Origin of the sequence: Thioclava sp. JM3 (genome assembly GCF_002213185.1) — a bacterium.
In the GTDB taxonomy this organism is placed as follows: domain Bacteria; phylum Pseudomonadota; class Alphaproteobacteria; order Rhodobacterales; family Rhodobacteraceae; genus Thioclava; species Thioclava nitratireducens.
Window position 1 is genome coordinate 1 of record NZ_NBOB01000016.1, and the last position, 16,144, is coordinate 16,144.

At 56.8% G+C, this 16,144-nt stretch carries 15 protein-coding genes and 1 pseudogene; 9 read left to right on the top strand and 7 right to left on the bottom strand.

Annotation, left to right across the window (positions count from 1 at the left end; translation table 11 throughout):
- Positions 1 to 164 precede the first annotated feature (164 nt).
- From B6V73_RS19015 to B6V73_RS19025, 3 genes and pseudogenes are all read right to left on the bottom strand, one after another.
- Positions 165 to 727, bottom strand: a pseudogene (locus B6V73_RS19015) (IS5 family transposase); the annotation flags it as partial.
- A gap of 70 nt (positions 728 to 797) precedes the next feature.
- Positions 798 to 2,066 carry a multicopper oxidase domain-containing protein gene (locus tag B6V73_RS19020; protein WP_240504187.1) on the bottom strand — a complete coding sequence of 423 codons (1,269 nt, stop codon included), beginning with the start codon at positions 2,064 to 2,066 and terminating at the stop codon, positions 798 to 800.
- Between the two features lie 174 nt (positions 2,067 to 2,240).
- Positions 2,241 to 2,702, bottom strand: coding sequence for a rhodanese-like domain-containing protein (locus B6V73_RS19025; protein ID WP_088726143.1), 462 nt, complete (start codon positions 2,700 to 2,702; stop codon positions 2,241 to 2,243).
- A gap of 384 nt (positions 2,703 to 3,086) precedes the next feature.
- On the opposite strand from B6V73_RS19025, the gene B6V73_RS19030 reads away from it, so the two are divergent.
- Positions 3,087 to 3,809 carry a response regulator gene (locus B6V73_RS19030; RefSeq protein ID WP_088726172.1) on the top strand — a complete coding sequence of 241 codons (723 nt, stop codon included), beginning with the start codon at positions 3,087 to 3,089 and terminating at the stop codon, positions 3,807 to 3,809.
- Entirely contained in the window at positions 3,806 to 5,200 is a 1,395-nt protein-coding gene (locus tag B6V73_RS19035) for an ATP-binding protein (protein ID WP_206185611.1), read from the top strand. Before B6V73_RS19030 ends, B6V73_RS19035 begins: the two co-directional genes overlap by 4 nt.
- Positions 5,201 to 5,405: 205 nt before the next feature.
- Here B6V73_RS19035 and B6V73_RS19040 read toward each other — a convergent pair whose 3' ends face one another.
- A complete protein-coding gene (locus tag B6V73_RS19040; RefSeq protein WP_088726144.1) occupies positions 5,406 to 7,568 on the bottom strand; it encodes a protein-disulfide reductase DsbD domain-containing protein in 2,163 nt (720 codons plus the stop codon).
- 320 nt (positions 7,569 to 7,888) lie between these two features.
- On the opposite strand from B6V73_RS19040, the gene B6V73_RS19045 reads away from it, so the two are divergent.
- From B6V73_RS19045 to B6V73_RS19070, 6 genes are all read left to right on the top strand, one after another.
- Positions 7,889 to 8,413, top strand: coding sequence for a L,D-transpeptidase (locus tag B6V73_RS19045; protein WP_240504188.1), 525 nt, complete (start codon positions 7,889 to 7,891; stop codon positions 8,411 to 8,413).
- 29 nt (positions 8,414 to 8,442) lie between these two features.
- Positions 8,443 to 8,907 carry a cytochrome c gene (locus B6V73_RS19050; protein ID WP_088726146.1) on the top strand — a complete coding sequence of 155 codons (465 nt, stop codon included), beginning with the start codon at positions 8,443 to 8,445 and terminating at the stop codon, positions 8,905 to 8,907.
- Between the two features lie 425 nt (positions 8,908 to 9,332).
- Entirely contained in the window at positions 9,333 to 9,908 is a 576-nt protein-coding gene (locus B6V73_RS19055) for a cytochrome c (RefSeq protein WP_088726147.1), read from the top strand.
- Between the two features lie 2 nt (positions 9,909 to 9,910).
- Positions 9,911 to 10,855, top strand: coding sequence for a cytochrome c (locus B6V73_RS19060; RefSeq protein ID WP_088726148.1), 945 nt, complete (start codon positions 9,911 to 9,913; stop codon positions 10,853 to 10,855).
- Between the two features lie 199 nt (positions 10,856 to 11,054).
- Positions 11,055 to 11,525: a cytochrome c gene (locus tag B6V73_RS19065; RefSeq protein WP_088726149.1), complete on the top strand. Its 471-nt coding sequence runs from the start codon at positions 11,055 to 11,057 to the stop codon at positions 11,523 to 11,525.
- 4 nt (positions 11,526 to 11,529) lie between these two features.
- Positions 11,530 to 12,249, top strand: a complete 720-nt coding sequence (locus B6V73_RS19070) for a DsbA family protein (RefSeq protein WP_078520070.1) — start codon at positions 11,530 to 11,532, stop codon at positions 12,247 to 12,249.
- Between the two features lie 248 nt (positions 12,250 to 12,497).
- Here the strand turns inward: B6V73_RS19070 and B6V73_RS19075 are convergent, their stop codons facing one another.
- The 3 genes from B6V73_RS19075 to B6V73_RS19080 form a co-directional block, all read right to left on the bottom strand.
- Positions 12,498 to 12,953, bottom strand: a complete 456-nt coding sequence (locus B6V73_RS19075) for a c-type cytochrome (RefSeq protein WP_088726150.1) — start codon at positions 12,951 to 12,953, stop codon at positions 12,498 to 12,500.
- An 89-nt stretch (positions 12,954 to 13,042) separates the two neighbouring features.
- Positions 13,043 to 13,417, bottom strand: a complete 375-nt coding sequence (locus B6V73_RS20590; protein WP_143597947.1) for a hypothetical protein — start codon at positions 13,415 to 13,417, stop codon at positions 13,043 to 13,045.
- Between the two features lie 297 nt (positions 13,418 to 13,714).
- Positions 13,715 to 14,449, bottom strand: coding sequence for a DUF4396 domain-containing protein (locus tag B6V73_RS19080; protein WP_078571825.1), 735 nt, complete (start codon positions 14,447 to 14,449; stop codon positions 13,715 to 13,717).
- Positions 14,450 to 14,742: 293 nt separating this feature from the next.
- Here B6V73_RS19080 and B6V73_RS19085 point away from each other — a divergent pair, with 293 nt between their 5' ends.
- Complete coding sequence (locus tag B6V73_RS19085; RefSeq protein WP_088726151.1) at positions 14,743 to 16,128, top strand: MBL fold metallo-hydrolase; 1,386 nt, start codon at positions 14,743 to 14,745, stop codon at positions 16,126 to 16,128.
- The last annotated feature ends 16 nt before the right edge of the window (positions 16,129 to 16,144 follow it).

The window sequence follows — 16,144 nt, forward strand, 5'->3', positions numbered from 1 at the left end:
GGCGCAAAGGCTGCGACCTCGGAGAGAACCATGACCCGGACGGACGTCGCGATCCGCACTTGACGAAGCCGCAATCAGAGAACGTCGCTAAAGACGTCGTTATGCACGTGTCTTATCTCGGTCCGCCTCCATCAGGCAAGCGGCATCAATCGGGCGCTTACCCAGTCTTTGAGTCTGCCGAACATTATCTCGATCCGGTTACGGCGCTTGTAGCGGCGTTTGTCATATTTGATAGGCGCCTTGCGTTGCCTTCGGCCCGGGATGCAGACGCGTATCCCTTTGTCCTGCAACGCGTCTCGGAACCAGTCGGCGTGCCCAGCGGTGACAAACAGACTGAGCGGTCGCCCTTGGCTGTCGCAAATGGCATGCAGTTTGGTATTTATGCCGCCCTTGGTTCGCCCGATCAGGCGACCGCGCCCCCCTTTTTCGCGGCCAGGCTGGTCGCGGTGCGGTTAGTCACGGTCTTTTCCTCTCCGTGTTCGACAGCCAGGCCGACCATCATCTGGGCGAAGATGCCTTTCTCGCTCCAACGCTTCCTCCGGCTGTAGAGCGTCTTGTGCGGACCATAGGCGGCAGGAGCATCACGCCAACGCAAGCCATTGCGATTGACGAAGATAATCCCGCTCAGCACCCGTCTGTCATCGACCCACGGCTTGCCGTGCGACTTCGGGAAGAAAGGGGAAAGCTTGGCCATCTGCTCGTCGGTCAGCCAGAAAAGATCGCTCACGTCACCGCTCCGTTTTCGGAGCCGTGAATCACGCGACGCAACAGAAATCAATGCATCCTGACCCTATCAGTCATGTGACAGTGAACTGCCCCATCATTCCACCATCTTCGTGCTCGAGGATATGGCAGTGATACATAAAAGGGGAGCCGCGATCTGCGGCTAGGTCGAAGTTAATCAATATCTCGGCTCGACCATTTACAAGCACTGTATCCTTCCAACCTGTGTTTTGAATGCTCGGCTTTCGGCCGTTTTCCGTGAGAACCTGAAACCTCACACCATGAACGTGGAACGGGTGCATCATCATGCTTGAGGAGACTTCCCAGATTTCCGTCGAACCTTTGGTAATCGATAGGTCAATCCGCCTCATATCAAAGGCGCGGCCGTTGATGCCAAACCGGTCATTGAGCCCGCGCATCATCATGCCCATCCCCATCGGCATATCGAGCGTAATCTTACGGCGATCGACGGAAGAGCTCTTACCAGCGGGCAGGTCCCCACCTAGCTCGCTGGGAATTTTCGCGATGCGTGCGGGAAGAGTCCCATCCACGGCAAATGGAAGCACTGCGAAGTCCGCCCCTGCCCCTCCCATCATTTGATTTGGACTTGCGGCAGACATCAAAGTGCCCGCTTCTCCGCGTGAAAAGTCGACAAGGACCTCGTAGCGCTCGCCGGGAGCGATCACGAGTGACTCGATCGCGACCGGACGATCGAGATATCCACTGTCCGTCGCAATGAGATGCATCACGCGACGATCCGCAAAGGTCAAAGGATAGATCCTTGCATTGGACCCGTTGAGAAGACGCAAGCGAACAATGCCACGCGGAACGACACCATGGGTGCCCATCTGACCGTTGACCAGCATGACATTGCCCATAAAGCCCATCATCTGGTCTGGCATCGACAGACCGTAGTCGATGCGGCCGCGCCGGTCGAAGCGCCTGTCCTGCAGGACCAATGTAAGGTCATCGATACCATATTCCGATGGAAGGCCTTTCGCATCGTCCTGTCCGTCCGTTACGTGCAGAACTCCAGCCAATCCTTTTTGAACCTGCTTTCCGGTCTCCCTGTGAACGTGCGAATGATACCAGAGCGTGGCTGGAGGTTGCATCACATTCAGTTCGGGAGCCCACGTCGCACCAGAGTCAATCGTCTGATGCGGACCGCCGTCAGCGTGACCGGGGATCAGCATGCCATGCCAGTGAACCGAGATTTCTTCGGGTAGTGTGTTTTCGATCCGCGCTTGCGTCGAAGCCCGCGAAGAAAGTCGAAGTGTTGGCCCCAAATAAGATTGGTTGAAGCCCCAAGTCTCACCGGCCCCAAGTCCGGTGAAATCTGTCATGCCCTTCTGCGCAGTCAGACTGAAGCGCCGATCTCCCGTTGCGTCCACTAAGGGCGGCATTGCCAATCTCCTGGTTTTTGTCTGCGCGCCGGCAGCGAGCGGGGCAGCCGAGAAGGATAGTCCCGCCAAGCCCGAGATGAATGCTCTACGATCGATCATTGTTTATATTGTCTCTCAGGCGAGTTCTTTGGGAAGGTTAGAAAGTGCGGTTTCTTTCGACACGGTGGGCAAACCTTGTTCGATCCAACCAGGAAGGCCCGGTGCGCCGAGCATCCCACCTGCGGCGTCAACGAAACCTGTTGCATTCGCTTCACGCAACTTTCCCATGACGAAACCCGAACGATGGCCGGTCCGACAAATCAAAGCGACAGGGCGTCCCTTCGCGAGATCGCGGGCCGCGAAGAGGCGTTCCCCGAAGCGGGGATGGTTCATATCAATTGGCCAAGCCCCTTTTGCGACGCCGGTTTCCGTCCATTCGTCTGGCCTGCGAATATCCACAAGCCGTGCCAAATCGCGGTTCAATGCATCGTGGAGAATCTCGAGCGACCACACGTCGTGAGTTTCTGCCCAAGCGGGCGCATATGCGAATACGACACTCGAAGCGAAAATGCTCAAGGTATCACGTCGGGTTAGCATGTTGTTTCTCCAAAGTTTATTTCGTGCATTTACGCCCTCTACGCATAGCGCTTGCGCCTTCGCTCTGTTCCTAACGGCCAGAAGAAATGATCTAAGAGCATTGCGCCAGAACCGGCTGCGAAATTGGGGCCGCAGCGCCCAATCTCGGGCCATGCAAATCCACCCGTGGAAGAAAGTTTGCGATCCGTGGGTCGATGACGGTGGCCGTCAGCAAGAGCGGCGCTCCTTCCGAGAATGGCTATGGCGGGACAGACTGAGTATAAACATCTGAACGTTCCGAGGTGCAGTCGCGGAATTGTATCCGTTTGTCGCATTGGACTAAGGCTAACAGCATTAGCTACAAGAAAGATGCCAGACGTCGAGCTAGCACAGTTGATGAGACCCATGCAGAACGCTCCACATATCCTTATCGTAGATGACCACGAGCAAATCCGCAGAAGCGTCACTCGTTATTTGACGAAAAACGGTATGCGGGCGACCGCTGCAAAAGACGCGGAGGAGATGGACACGAAGTTGGCTCTCGGTAACTACGACCTGTTGGTGCTGGATGTCATGATGCCTGGCGAAGATGGTCTCTCAGTCTGCCAACGTTTATCGGACAAAGGGCGCTTACCGATCATCATGTTGACCGCCTTAGGAGATGACGAGGACCGAATTACCGGCCTCGATACCGGCGCCGACGATTATCTGCCGAAGCCCTTCAATCCCCGCGAGCTGCTTTCGAGGATCAAAGCGGTTCTGCGACGAAGCGAAAATCAGGAAGTTTTCACCGGAAACTTGAGCGGTCGGAAAGTTCACTTTGCACACCTTACTTTGGAGGTTGATCGGCAAGTTCTCGTTAACAAGACTGGACACGAGACCGCCCTCACGGTCGCTGACTTCAAGCTCCTGATGGTCCTGCTAGAACGACCTCGGATGGTGTTGAGCCGTGACCAGTTGCTTGATTTGTCCCAAGGTATTTCTGCTGGCCCGTTGGATCGAAAAATTGACAACCAGATTTCTCGCCTTCGACGCAAACTAGAACCCGACATCCTACGGCCCAGTATCATAAAAACGATTAGGGGTGGTGGCTACTGCCTATCCGTGGACGTAGAGGTTTCCGGATGATCGGGCGCTTCATGCGGTCTTTGAGAGTCCAGCTCGTGCTCCTGATCATCGCCGCGCTCGGCGTAGCGCAGCTTATCAGCTTATGGCTTTTTGCAGATGAACGTAGCCTCGCCATTCGAGCGGCGTTAGGATTTGAGGCTGCTGGACGCGCTGCCAACGTCGCCCGCCTGATCGAAGAGGCGCCTGCAGACTTGCGCCCGTCGATTATCCGCGCGGCGAACTCCCCACTTGTTCGCTTCGACTTAACTGCAAAGCCGCTCGTTCAGCATACGGATCATTCCGACGGTGGGGTGGTTGAGGCACGCGTGCGCGGGCTTCTCAATGAAAGCTACAGTCGCGATATTCGTGTCGAGCTACACCAAATCCAAGGCGCTATCCTACCACTGCCGAATTTGTCGCGCGAGATGACGGAAATGCACTTGGCCATGATGCGCGGCGAGCTCTCCGCAATCGAAATGAACCTCTCGATCTCGATTGCCGGTGGCCAATGGCTAAATGTCAGCACGCGCTTCGAACGCCCACCGATTCAATGGCCTCGCTACTCAATTCTGACGTTCGGCCTTACGGCGATGGCCCTTCTGGTCGGGGTTACTTGGTTTGTAATGGCGGGCCTATTGGGTCCCTTGAGGCGATTGGTGAGAGCGTCGGACCATCTAGGACGTGGCGAGAACGCGAACGCGCTTCCAGAGAGAGGCCCCATGGAAGTGCGAGAATTGACCGCTGGCTTCAATCGAATGCAGGAAAGGCTGACGCGGTTCGTGACGGACCGCACGCGCGTTCTTGCAGCGCTCGGGCATGATCTGCGCTCTCCGTTGACCGCCATGCGCGTCCATTCGGAAATGGTTGAAGAAGAAGAGTTACGTGAAAACCTCGTGTCGACCGTCGAGGAAATGCGATCAATGGTCGAGGCAACTCTTACCTTCGCGAAAGGGCTTTCGGGAAGCGAGGAGATGCAGGAAGTTGAGTTGCAGACATTCCTCGAAACTCTCCAAACCGATATGGTGGCGTCTTTTGGTTTAACAGTCGGTCCCACTGTCCGGGTGCGCTTGCGCCCGAACGCGACACGTCGCGCATTGCGAAATGTGATCGAAAATGCCGTCAGGTATGGCGGATCTGCGACTGTGGGGTGGCAGGTCCTCGGTGAAGACATAGAAATCACGATCTCTGATAAAGGACCGGGCATTCCAGCCAGCGATCTGGAGCGCGTCTTTGACCCGTTTGTCAGACTTGAAGAAAGCCGGTCTCTTGAAACTGGCGGACATGGGTTGGGGCTGTCGATCGCGCGGTCAATTCTGCATGGACAGGGAGGTGAAATTAGTTTGGCGAACCATCCCGGCGGGGGGCTCGTCGCGACAGTTCGGCTGCCGAATGCAAAGCCACAGCTCGATTAGATACGATGCAGACAAGTCTGAAGCCGTTCCTACGCGCCCGCGGCGCTCACGGGGCCATATGAAAGAGTCCATCCGCATCCCGAGCTGAAAGAAATTCGGAGGCGGATGACATGACCATGCGTTTTGAAAAGATCCTCGCGGAAGGGATCGCACAGTGGCTCCCCAACTCAAAACAAGTGGAAATGGCGATGAGCGTTGCCGCTAATCAGTCCGGTGCCCCCGCCCCTCTCGTCAGCTCAGTATACTTTCCATCGCCATCCGAATTTGTGGAAGAACCAGCATCTCGCAACGCCGCAAGGACGGCACCGCTGGACAATATCTCCGAGAGAACAATCCCTTCGGGAGCGGAAGGGCCATATACCGCATTAAATGGAATGCCGTATCTGTTGTTGGCTTCCAAAAATCGAGCGATCGCCTCGTTCGGCCGCGTCCAATCCGCGAGCATCGGGGAAACCTCTGGCCCATTCAAGGCAGCGAGAACTGGATCGCGTTCCAACACGAGGGCCTTGTTAGCTTTGCAGGTCAGGCACCAATCTGCGGTCACATCGACGAAAACGACTTCTCCGCGCGACACCCGCCGGGCAATGTCGCCACGGTCAAATGCGATCCAAGAGATTTTCCCTCTTTGACCGGCAGTCTCAGGGCGCGTGGCCAAGGAGGGCGCGGCCACGATGGCGAGTGCCGCCAGGGTAAGCCCCAGTGGCCAACGCAGGTTTTTCGAAAGCCATGGAGATACTGACGCCACAGCCAGCGCCGCTCCGAGCGAACCGACGACCAGCGTAGCGCGCCAACCGGCTACACCGATGAGAACATAGAACAACCATGCCGCGGTGCCGATCAAGAGAAGACCGAGGCCTGCCTTCAGGGCGAGCATCCAGCGACCGGGTTTCGGCAGGAACCGAACGAGACCTGGTGCAATAGCTACGAGCATATATGGAGAGGCGAGGCCGAGCCCAAGCATGGTGAAGACCATAGCGATGTCCATTGCACGGCCCGCAAGAGCGAATGCGATAGCCGTCCCCAGAAACGGTGCGGAGCAGGGAGTTGCCATGACAGCCCCGAAAAGTCCGGTGGCAAAATCAGCCCAGTATCCGGCCCCGCCGCCAACTCTCGTTAACCGAGTTGTCAGAGCCGCTGGCAGAGAAATTTCAAAGAAGCCGAAGAGGTTCGCGGTAAACAGGCCGAGGACAAGCAACATCAGCACCAGAAATACTGGGTTCTGGAATTGAAGCCCCCATCCGACGGCAACGCCGATCCTTTGCAAAGCGAAGAGTAGTGTCGCAAGCAGCCACATGAAGACCATGACTCCGGCTGCGGCGGCGAGGAAGCCTGCTCTCACTTGACCACGACTGCGACCCTCGGATTTCATGGCTGAGGAAAGCTTTATAGACAGGACAGGAAGAACGCAGGGCATAGCATTCAGGATCAGCCCGCCGAGAAATGCGACAAGGGCAATCCAGACCAACTGATCGACGCCTGGGATCACTCGGGCAACGTCGAATGGAGGAACTGGCGCGGCGGTCACAGGTTCAGGCGTAACGGTAAAGGCGCGTTCTGGCCCATCGGTCACAGTCACTGACAGAGGTGTAGCTTTCTCCGCCATATAAGCAAGAATGGGAAATTCCGCCCAAAGCGTCCGTGATCCTCCGACTCTTATATCGGGTTTTCCCAGCGCACCTCCGTTTCCGATTTCGGGAAAGACATCCGGCGCGTGGAACTCACTGCTGGACGTAATCTCAATCGTCAGGCGAGTGAAATCTTCGTTTATATGAGACCTCGCGGTGACGATGCCTGCGGCACCCCCTTCGGCGGGAACGCGCGCCAGAAACGTGCCGATACGATCTGCCGAGTCCTGATCAATTCCGCTTCCATTTGGCAACCTGAGCGCCAAATCAAAGTCCTGCGGGACGCACACCTCCGAGCAGGTCAGCAACTTGACGTTGGCCTTGAGGTCTACAGGCTGCCCTGGGTTCTCTAGAGTGACCTGTAGCGGAAAGACGACCTCTTCATGATAGCCGAAATTCTCGATGCTGAAGGCAGTAAACCGTTCCGGTGCAGGCCAGAGGAAATCGACGCTCGCAACGTTCTCAGATCCACTCCAGTCAATTTGCGGAGGAACGCCCACCTCTCCGGGAGAGCGCCAGTAGGTTTTCCATCCATCGCCAAGGTTGAGCTCCAGACCGGCGGAAAGAGTTTCAGCCTCTGCCGACACGGCGTCTTGAGCCGAAATCAGCCGCGCCTCGACGGCTGTAACTTCATATGCAGAGGAACTCGCGGCTGTTGCTGTTGTCGGCATCAATAGGCCGAATTGGGCCACTGCAATCGCGCCGAGCCAGAGGAAACCATGCAGCGTGAATCTAAACTTCATCAAATCGTCTCCCCTGGCATTTGATTAGCCACGAATTCCGTTCACCTACTTTGGCGGACCGGCTCACCGACCCGTTTGGATCCCGAGCCTGCGAACGAGAACCGTTCGCCAAACCTGGCGAAACCGGCCTCCAGTCGAGTGGGCAAGACTTGTTTAGCTCGCCATTCTGCCTCTGGGTCAAGGATACAGTTCGATACAAAAATTACCGCCGGCCATGGTTGAGGTTCGGGCCATCCCGAGTATTCGATGAGACGTCCCGTCCAGAACCCCACGATGAACAAATGGCAAGAAATCAAAGTCTGAACCGGCGGAGCTTTGTAATGTTGTCCGGTGCCCTCTTCACCCTCCCGCGAACGCTCCGCGCGGAGGAAGCAGGCGATGTTCGCCGGAACATCTCGTCTTTCGCGCTTCATGATTGGCGCGACCATTTTGAACGGCTCGGCAAAGGCATCATCATTTCGGATACGGTCACAAAAGTGCTTCAACACTGGACCGAACATGGGGAAATGCGGATTTATCCGACGTCCGTGCCATTGACCGACGAGTTGACGAAACGCGGCTACACCGAAGTCATTGAGAAACGTGAGAATCCAAGCTGGGCACCGACTCCCTCGATGCGCAAACGCAATCCCGAGTGGCCTGCCTACGTGCCGGGAGGCGATCCTTCGAATCCGCTCGGAACTCGCGCTCTCTACCTGTCCTGGCAGTATTACCGGATCCACGGGACACAGGACACCCGCAAGATCGGTCGCAGATCATCGAACGGCTGTATCGGTCTTTATAACGAGCACATCGAAGAGGTCTTCGCCAGAACGCCGGTTGGGACGCAGGTCAAGCTGATCTGAGCTGATTACATATAGGAGAAGAAAACATCATGAATTTTTGGGGATGGTTCGTTGGCGGGTTCCTTGTTCTCGGGCTAGGAGCGGCAGGTTGGCAAGCTTTTCAGCCGGCGCCCGCGCAGACCGCTCAGGGACATTCGATGGTGCCTCCGGACACGAGTGATATCCCGCATGGGGCGCCTATTGCGAAGGTAAGCCTGCCTGCGGAGCTGTCTTCGCGAGCTCAGATGGGACAACGCGCATTCGAGGCAAAATGTGCGGCATGCCATGGTGAGAACGCCGCAGGTCAAAACGGTGTCGCTCCCCCGCTCGTGAACAAAATCTACGAACCGAACCACCATTCAGACGCTGCCTTTCTGAACGCCGCCCAAAACGGCGTCCGCTCGCATCACTGGAATTTTGGCAACATGCCCCCGATCGAAGGACTTACCAAAGGCGACGTTAAGTTGATTGTCGCATACGTGCGTGAGCTTCAGCGCGCAAACGGGATCAACTGACTTTGATGGTCGGGTTGACCATAATTCAGAGAGCGGTCTCGGTCCTCCTTGTGGTCGCTCTCGCCCAATTTGGCCTTTTCCCAATTGGCCCAACGCAAGCCGGTGATCGCGAAACGCGACTTGCCGAGAGCACAGCACCGGATACAGATATTGAGCACGATCTCCACTCACATGGCGCGGACGAAACCTTGCCCGACCATTGTGAACCTGGTCCGGATTGCTCGAAAAACATGGTCACGGTCAGCCTTTCTGTTCCGAGAGCTTCAGGAACCTTATCTCACGTAATTCGCGAGCATTCAGATCTGAGCTTTTCCGACCGAGATGTCCCGAGCGAGCCGCCTCCTCCCAAACACCTATCCTGAAAATTGGACGATCGAGCATCGCCCCTTTCACCTATCAATTACTCGAACACAGGATACGGAACAATGAAGAGCAAACTGACGATCGGCCTCTTGGTAGGGGCAACGATGGCCACTGCAGTATTCGCACATGGCGGTGCGGAGGGTGTTGTCAAGGAGCGCATGGATGCCATGAGCGCGATGGGACAATCGGTAAAGAAATTGGCCCCGATGATGCGTGGCGAGACCGACTACGATGCTGCTGCGGTGCGTGCGGCAGCGCGCGTGTTCATCGAACACAGCGATGGCTTGACGGAGCTGTTTCCGGAAGGTTCTGATGGCAAGCCGTCTGAAGCGAAGCCGGAAATTTGGTCGGAATGGGACAAATTCAGTGCATTAGCAGACCAGTTGAAGACGGCGAGCGAGGGACTCGCTGAAGCGGCGGGCAATGGTCTGATGGCGTCCGGGGCAAATCTTGGCGCAGGCTCGATGATGGGCACGCAGTCTTCTGGGGGCGGCATGATGGGCACATCGTCGATGATGGGGGCGGCCTCAGACGGCGGAATGATGGATTATGCCTCGATGCCAGCGGATGGCGCTTTCAACATGGTCACCCAAACCTGCTCCTCATGTCATGCGAAGTTTCGCTTCGAGGCGAAGTAACGATGAGCTGGCTTAAAAAACTTACACTTGCCGCAGGGGCGCTCGGCGCCCTTGCGGTTGGGGCCTTAGTAGTCTGGCCGATCGGCAAAATGCCGTCGCCGATCTCGCAACCGGGCAATGTCCAACGCGGCGCGTATTTGGCGCGGGCGTCGGGCTGCATTTCGTGTCACACGAATAAAGAGGAAGGAGGCGCAGCGCTTGCAGGTGGCGCTGGTCTAGCGACAGAATTCGGCACTTTCTATCCTCCGAACCTGACGACCGATAAAACGCACGGCATTGGCGGGTGGACGATCGAGCAATTTGCTAGGGCGGTTCGCCAGGGGATCAGCCCCGACGGTCACCCCTATTATCCAGCCTTCGCTTATCCGTTCTATGCTGACTTTACGGATCAAGATATCGCGGACCTATGGGCGGCGTTCCAGACTGTCCCCCCGGTTGCCAAAGCAGCGCCTGAGCATGAAGTCGGGTTTCCATTCAATCAGCGATCAGGGCTGAAGCTTTGGCGAGCGGCTTTTCTTCACGATCCTCCTACAGAGCCTGTTTCTGAGAAAAGCGCGAGATGGAACCGCGGCCGGGAATTGGTAAGAGGAGCCGCTCATTGTGGCGCATGTCACACCCCACGCAATATTGGCGGCGGTCGTAAGCTCGATGCTGTCTTTGCTGGAAGCGACACACTCCCAGGCGAAAACAAAGCTCCTGCGATTACGCCACAGTCCCTGTCCGAGCAAGGTTGGACCGTCTCTAATCTCGCTTATGCCTTGCGCACGGGAGTGACACCTTCAGGTGATGCTTTCGGCGGCGGCATGGCCGAGATCGTGCAGGGCAACACACGTTTCCTCTCGAAAGAAGACCTCGAAGCAATGGCCGTCTACCTGCTTGATGGCGATGAACCATCTCCTGATCGCGTCGCACAAGGGGCCGGCGAGGCATCGCAACGAGATATGTGACCTTGCGACGAATATCTGAAAACCGATCTTGTCTCCGAAAAGAAGAGAATAAAATGAGGGCCACCCCAGTAGCACACATTTATGCGACGGTATCGCGGAGTGTAGTTCGCAAGCCGCCGTTGAACTGCAAAGGCAAACCCACCGAGCACGACGCAAACCGCCAGTTCTCATCCGGACTGGCGGAACGGGGGAAGGCTTTATGAAACCGACGTATCTGGCGGCGTTCTCGAGCCTTGGCGTGATTGCGATAGGTGCCGTATGGTGGCTCGCCATTCCAGCGCCAGACAAATCAGCCTCCGAAACCGCGATCGACACCGAACGGGGACGGGTGCTCTACGCGGAAAACTGTGCATCGTGTCACGGTGCCGATCTCGAAGGGCAACCGAACTGGCGGGAAACCGGCCCGGACGGGCGTCTTCCAGCGCCTCCGCATGACCGTAGCGGACATACTTGGCACCACAGCGATCAAATCCTGTTCTCCTACACAAAGCTTGGGGGAAAGGAGCTCATGCGAAAACAAGGCTCCGAATTCGACAGCGGAATGCCTGGGTTCGGTGACAAGCTAACCGATCAAGAAATCAATGACGTTCTTGGCTTCATCAAATCAACTTGGCCAGAACGCGAGCGAAAGGCTCAGGCCGCACGCACAGAAGCAGAACAGGAAGGATAATAAAATGTTGTTCAGGAATTTGGTGCTCGTTACCTCGCTGGCCCTGCTTCCGATGACGGGACAGGCAGCCGATCTGGATGAGGCTCGGGTCAAGGAACTCGTATATGAAGCGATCCGCGAGAACCCACAAATCGTCATGGAAGCCGTTGCAATCCTTCAGCGTCAGGATGCCGAAGCCCAAGCTCAAGCGCAGGCATCTGTCTTGAGTGATCAACGATCGTTGCTTGAGCAGGACCCAAACGCACCGGTCCTCGGCAATCCTGATGGAGATGTAACCGTCGTGGAATTCTTTGATTACAATTGCCCCTACTGCCGGCGTGCCATGCCAGAAGTTCAGGCTCTTCTAGACGCCGATCCCAATGTCCGTCTCGTCTATCGCGAATGGCCAATTCTCGGGGAAGGCTCCGTGTTCGCCACCAAAGCGGCGTTGGCATCGCGGCTTCAAGGTAAATACGAGGCTTTTCATTGGGCTTTGATGGGCATGAACGGGCATGCGGACGAAGCGAGCGTCCTTCGGATCGCAGAAGACATCGGACTTGATGTGAAACGCCTCAAATCGGATATGGACCGCCCAGAAATTGCAGAGCACATCGAGACCTCGATGCGCCTCTCGCAATCCCTTGGATTTAGCGGAACTCCTGCATTCGTGATTGGTGATAATCTTGTTCCGGGCTTTGTCGAAAGCGAGAAGCTCGCAGAGGCCGTTGATAAAGCGCGCGAATGAACGAATAGTGCGCGGAAACAGCGCCGCTGATGACGGCGCGTCTCGTTCCTTTAGCGAGCCTTACGGCGACAAAGCCGACAGATTTTCATTGCCTCTGCTGGGGCCTACTGAGCCGATCTATTAGAGCCTTCAGTCGAACGGCAGCCGGGCCGGCGCGTTGAAAAAGCTCGAGCTAACAAAGGCGTTCAGTCCGGCAAGCCATAGCAAATCTGGCGGCCCGAAAGACGGGCCGCCAGCTTGAGCCTAGCTCAGTCAACTTCCATGTGCTCTTTAATATTTTCTGGAATGTCGGCTTCAGAGAACGATTTCTGTTCGGCCGGATCATGCACGAAGGCAATGATGTCCGCCAGTTCCTGCCCGGTAAATTGAATCTGGGCTCCCAGTTCCGTTTCCTGCATTGCAATCATTGCCGGAGCCCCTTGCCACATTTTGGCAGCGAAGCTGAAGGGATCCATCGGCATTGCCATCGTGCTCGCATCGAGGTTCGGAGCGTCTGTCCCCCCTACCCCATTGATTGAGTGACATACGACACAGCCCTTCGACGCGAACAGGCGCCGCCCTTCAACCGGATCCATTTCCGGAACGACAAGCCCGCCCATTATGGCACCGTCGTGCATAACACCGGATTGCTCAGCGCTTGCCGAAAAGGCAAGCAAGGATGAGGCGACAACCGCTATCGTCGACACAAAATAAAAACGTTTCATCTTTCTTTTCCTTCGTCTGTGTGTGGCTAGTTGGCGCTCGGAAGGATGTTCCGCAGCAGCGCCAAAAAGCTTTGAAGCCGTTACTTCTGTCAGACGAGAGATTTGGGAGGGGGAGCGCGCGGGCTATCGATATGCCCTTCCATCGAAAGCACATTTATTGGGAGGGTATGGCTATCGTAGATTTTTGGTTCGATACCAGCCTCTTCCGTTAGGATAACCGCTGGGGCACATAGTGAATGCACATGGTGATGCGCACGATGGCAGCCCACTAAGGAAACGCCGCTTTCAATGGGGCGCAAGGCATTGTGCGCCGATACGGTGAGAGAGGTATGGTTGCCCAGTTCCTCGATAGCAGCTGGCGCCTGCAAAGTGACTGCGATGAGCGCGATCACCAAGAAGATTCTCCACAGTGCGCCCCGCATGGGCTGCCCCTGGCCACGCCGAATTCCTTTGAGATGCTTCATTCGAGCATCTTACCGGGCTTCCAGATTGTCACCTTGACACAAGTCAACGCAACAAGCCGCCGCCGCAGTCCCTTGAATGCGCAATCTATTCGCAGGTCGTCACATCGAGTAATTCGCCCGCGCCTGAAACGCCAAGATATCTATCGCCCAGACTGGTAGGCGTGATGGTTGTCGCCATGTCAAGAAAAGTCGCGTCAACGGGTCGAAACACGGGATCGACATCGATCGATCTTGCTTCCGCTTAAATGCACTTTTCTTGACATTGGCGGCATCTCTCAGGGCCAGACCAGCGTGGAGTTACATCTTTTCCTTGATCCCTTTCCGGATCAGCCACCAGTTCACCGGATAAGAGGTGATGAAGCCGAATATCATCGCGATCTGCATCATGAACCAGAATTCAACGCTGTTCACCTCAAGCTTCACGCCAAGAATGCTTGCAAAGATCCAGAAATGCGCAACGGCCATGAAACCATACATCCCGATCTGCCAAGCTGACAGGGAGAGGACGTCGGCTTTTATCGCTTGAATGATACCCTCTTTCACGGAGAGATTCCGCATCGGTTTGATCGTGAAATACTGGAAGGCCACCCCGATCACGAGCGCGAAGATATAGTCTACAATCCAAGCGGCGAAGATCTTCTCGGCAAAGAGTTCTTTCCAGCCGAACCAAGTCGCGATGACCGGCACGAAAAACAGCAACCACTCCGAGATGATGTCTCCAAGCGTGCAACCACTGCCACAGTGAGATGCGCCCTTGGCCACCATCATGGGAAATGGCGTGTATTTCTTGTTTGGCGGGGTCTCGTCCTTCTCCATCGCTGCATGCATTTTGCTGTGCGCCCCGAGCTTGCCGTAGGTGAAGTAGGCCCAGAGAACGATCACCGAGGCAAAGAGCGCCACGACAGGCCAGACCACATTCATGATCCACATGTGCTGGGGGTCTTTCGACTCGTCCCACGCGATGACAATTGCGGAAATCGCGCCAACAGTGAGAGAGATTAACGATAGGATGTGCAGCCAGTCGGGTATCATGGACGAACTCCTGAAATGCTTAGGGTGACTTCGCATCGAAACGGTCGAGTTCACGTGAGGTTCCGGCTGGCTGTCACTGCGCCCGCTTCGCTGGCTTCGTCAATTCACCCGCTCTGAGCTCCAGGCCGCCGCAGCATTCGAAGTTGGTTGGCCGCTTCCTGCCGACACTGTCGGCGTCTAAGTGCCGCCATGCCCATCCTACAAATGGAACACATTCAGAATTCGGAACATGAACCGCTCCCCACGCATTCCTTCCGCAATCCCGAACGGACGGAAATTCGGAGGCAGATGACATGACCATGCGTTTTGAACAGATCCTTGCGGAAGGGATCGCCCAGTGCTCCTACCTGTTGGGCGACACCGGCAGCGGCACCGCCGCCGTCGTCGATCCCCGCCCGGATTGCGACATCTATATCGAGCGCGCCAAGGCGCTCGGTCTGACGATCACCCATGTGTTCGAGACCCATATCCACGCCGATTTCCTGTCGGGCGCGCGCGAATTGGTGGCGCGGCTGGATGGAGAACCCAAGCTTTGCGTCAGCGTCGAAGGCGGCGCCGAATATGACTTCGAGCATAAGGGCATCCGCGACGGTGATCGCTTCACCTTCGGCGATCTCACGTTCGAGACGCGGCATACGCCGGGGCACACCCCCGAACACGTCTCCTTCCTGCTCTACGAGAAGGACAATGACGACCCTTGGGGCGTGCTCAGCGGTGATGCGTTCTTCGTGGACTCGGTTGGTCGGCCCGATCTCCTGGGCGACGACAAGACCGAGGAGCTGACCGAGGCGCTCTTCCGCACCACGCAGGAATTCTACATGCAACTGCCCGAGGGCGTTCTGGTCTATCCCTGTCACGGCGCGGGCTCGGCCTGCGGGCCGAATATCGGCGACCGGATGTCGACCAGCATCGCCTATGAGAAAGCCCATAACAAATACGTCCAGATCACCGATCTGCAGGCCTTCAAGGACGAGATGACGAAGGACGCCCCGCCGGTGCCCACGCATTACCCGCGTCTCAAGAAGGTGAACGCGGCGGGCCCCGAGGTGATGCACGGATTGCCGCGCTGCATCGGCAAGACGCCGGAGGAGTTCGAGGCGCTGATCGCCAAGGATGACGTGCAGCTCGTCGATCTCCGCGACATGCTCGCCTTCGGCGGCGGCTTTATCGAAGGCTCGCTCAATATCGGGCTGCAGCCGATCCTGTCGGTCTGGGCCGGATGGATGCTCGATCCCGACAAACCGATTGCGCTTGTGAGCGAAACGAGTGCCGAGATCGACGAGGCCGTGCTGCGTCTCTGGCGCGTGGGTTTCACGAAATTCGCGGGCTACCTGAACGGGGGCATCGCCGCATGGCGCACCTCCGGGCGACCGCTTGCGCATATCCCGCAGGTCACCGTGCAGGAACTGAAGGGCAGCGCTCTGACCCCGCTCGACGTGCGCAAGGACGAGGAATGGGACGGCGGCCGTATCCCCGGTGCGATCCACCATTTCCTCGGTACGATCGAAGACGAGATGGACGAACTCGACCGTTCCACCGACTATGCGGTGTATTGTCAGGGCGGCTACCGCGCCAGCGTCGCTGCCAGCCTGCTGCACCGCGCCGGGTTCAAGAACGTCTCCGCCGTGCCGGGCAGCTTCGGCGCATGGTCCGCGCAGGACTACCCGGTCGAAACCTGAACCGCTTTCAACTCAA

Excerpts from the sequence above, each read along its gene's own strand:
- B6V73_RS19020 (WP_240504187.1), bottom strand. The coding sequence starts at position 2,066 with ATGACAGATTTCACCGGACTTGGGGCCGGTGAGACTTGGGGCTTCAAC.
- B6V73_RS19025 (WP_088726143.1), bottom strand. The coding sequence starts at position 2,702 with ATGCTAACCCGACGTGATACCTTGAGCATTTTCGCTTCGAGTGTCGTA.
- B6V73_RS19030 (WP_088726172.1), top strand. The coding sequence starts at position 3,087 with ATGCAGAACGCTCCACATATCCTTATCGTAGATGACCACGAGCAAATC.
- B6V73_RS19035 (WP_206185611.1), top strand. The coding sequence starts at position 3,806 with ATGATCGGGCGCTTCATGCGGTCTTTGAGAGTCCAGCTCGTGCTCCTG.
- B6V73_RS19040 (WP_088726144.1), bottom strand. The coding sequence starts at position 7,568 with ATGAAGTTTAGATTCACGCTGCATGGTTTCCTCTGGCTCGGCGCGATT.
- B6V73_RS19045 (WP_240504188.1), top strand. The coding sequence starts at position 7,889 with ATGTTGTCCGGTGCCCTCTTCACCCTCCCGCGAACGCTCCGCGCGGAG.
- B6V73_RS19050 (WP_088726146.1), top strand. The coding sequence starts at position 8,443 with ATGAATTTTTGGGGATGGTTCGTTGGCGGGTTCCTTGTTCTCGGGCTA.
- B6V73_RS19055 (WP_088726147.1), top strand. The coding sequence starts at position 9,333 with ATGAAGAGCAAACTGACGATCGGCCTCTTGGTAGGGGCAACGATGGCC.
- B6V73_RS19060 (WP_088726148.1), top strand. The coding sequence starts at position 9,911 with ATGAGCTGGCTTAAAAAACTTACACTTGCCGCAGGGGCGCTCGGCGCC.
- B6V73_RS19065 (WP_088726149.1), top strand. The coding sequence starts at position 11,055 with ATGAAACCGACGTATCTGGCGGCGTTCTCGAGCCTTGGCGTGATTGCG.
- B6V73_RS19070 (WP_078520070.1), top strand. The coding sequence starts at position 11,530 with ATGTTGTTCAGGAATTTGGTGCTCGTTACCTCGCTGGCCCTGCTTCCG.
- B6V73_RS19075 (WP_088726150.1), bottom strand. The coding sequence starts at position 12,953 with ATGAAACGTTTTTATTTTGTGTCGACGATAGCGGTTGTCGCCTCATCC.
- B6V73_RS20590 (WP_143597947.1), bottom strand. The coding sequence starts at position 13,417 with ATGAAGCATCTCAAAGGAATTCGGCGTGGCCAGGGGCAGCCCATGCGG.
- B6V73_RS19080 (WP_078571825.1), bottom strand. The coding sequence starts at position 14,449 with ATGATACCCGACTGGCTGCACATCCTATCGTTAATCTCTCTCACTGTT.
- B6V73_RS19085 (WP_088726151.1), top strand. The coding sequence starts at position 14,743 with ATGACCATGCGTTTTGAACAGATCCTTGCGGAAGGGATCGCCCAGTGC.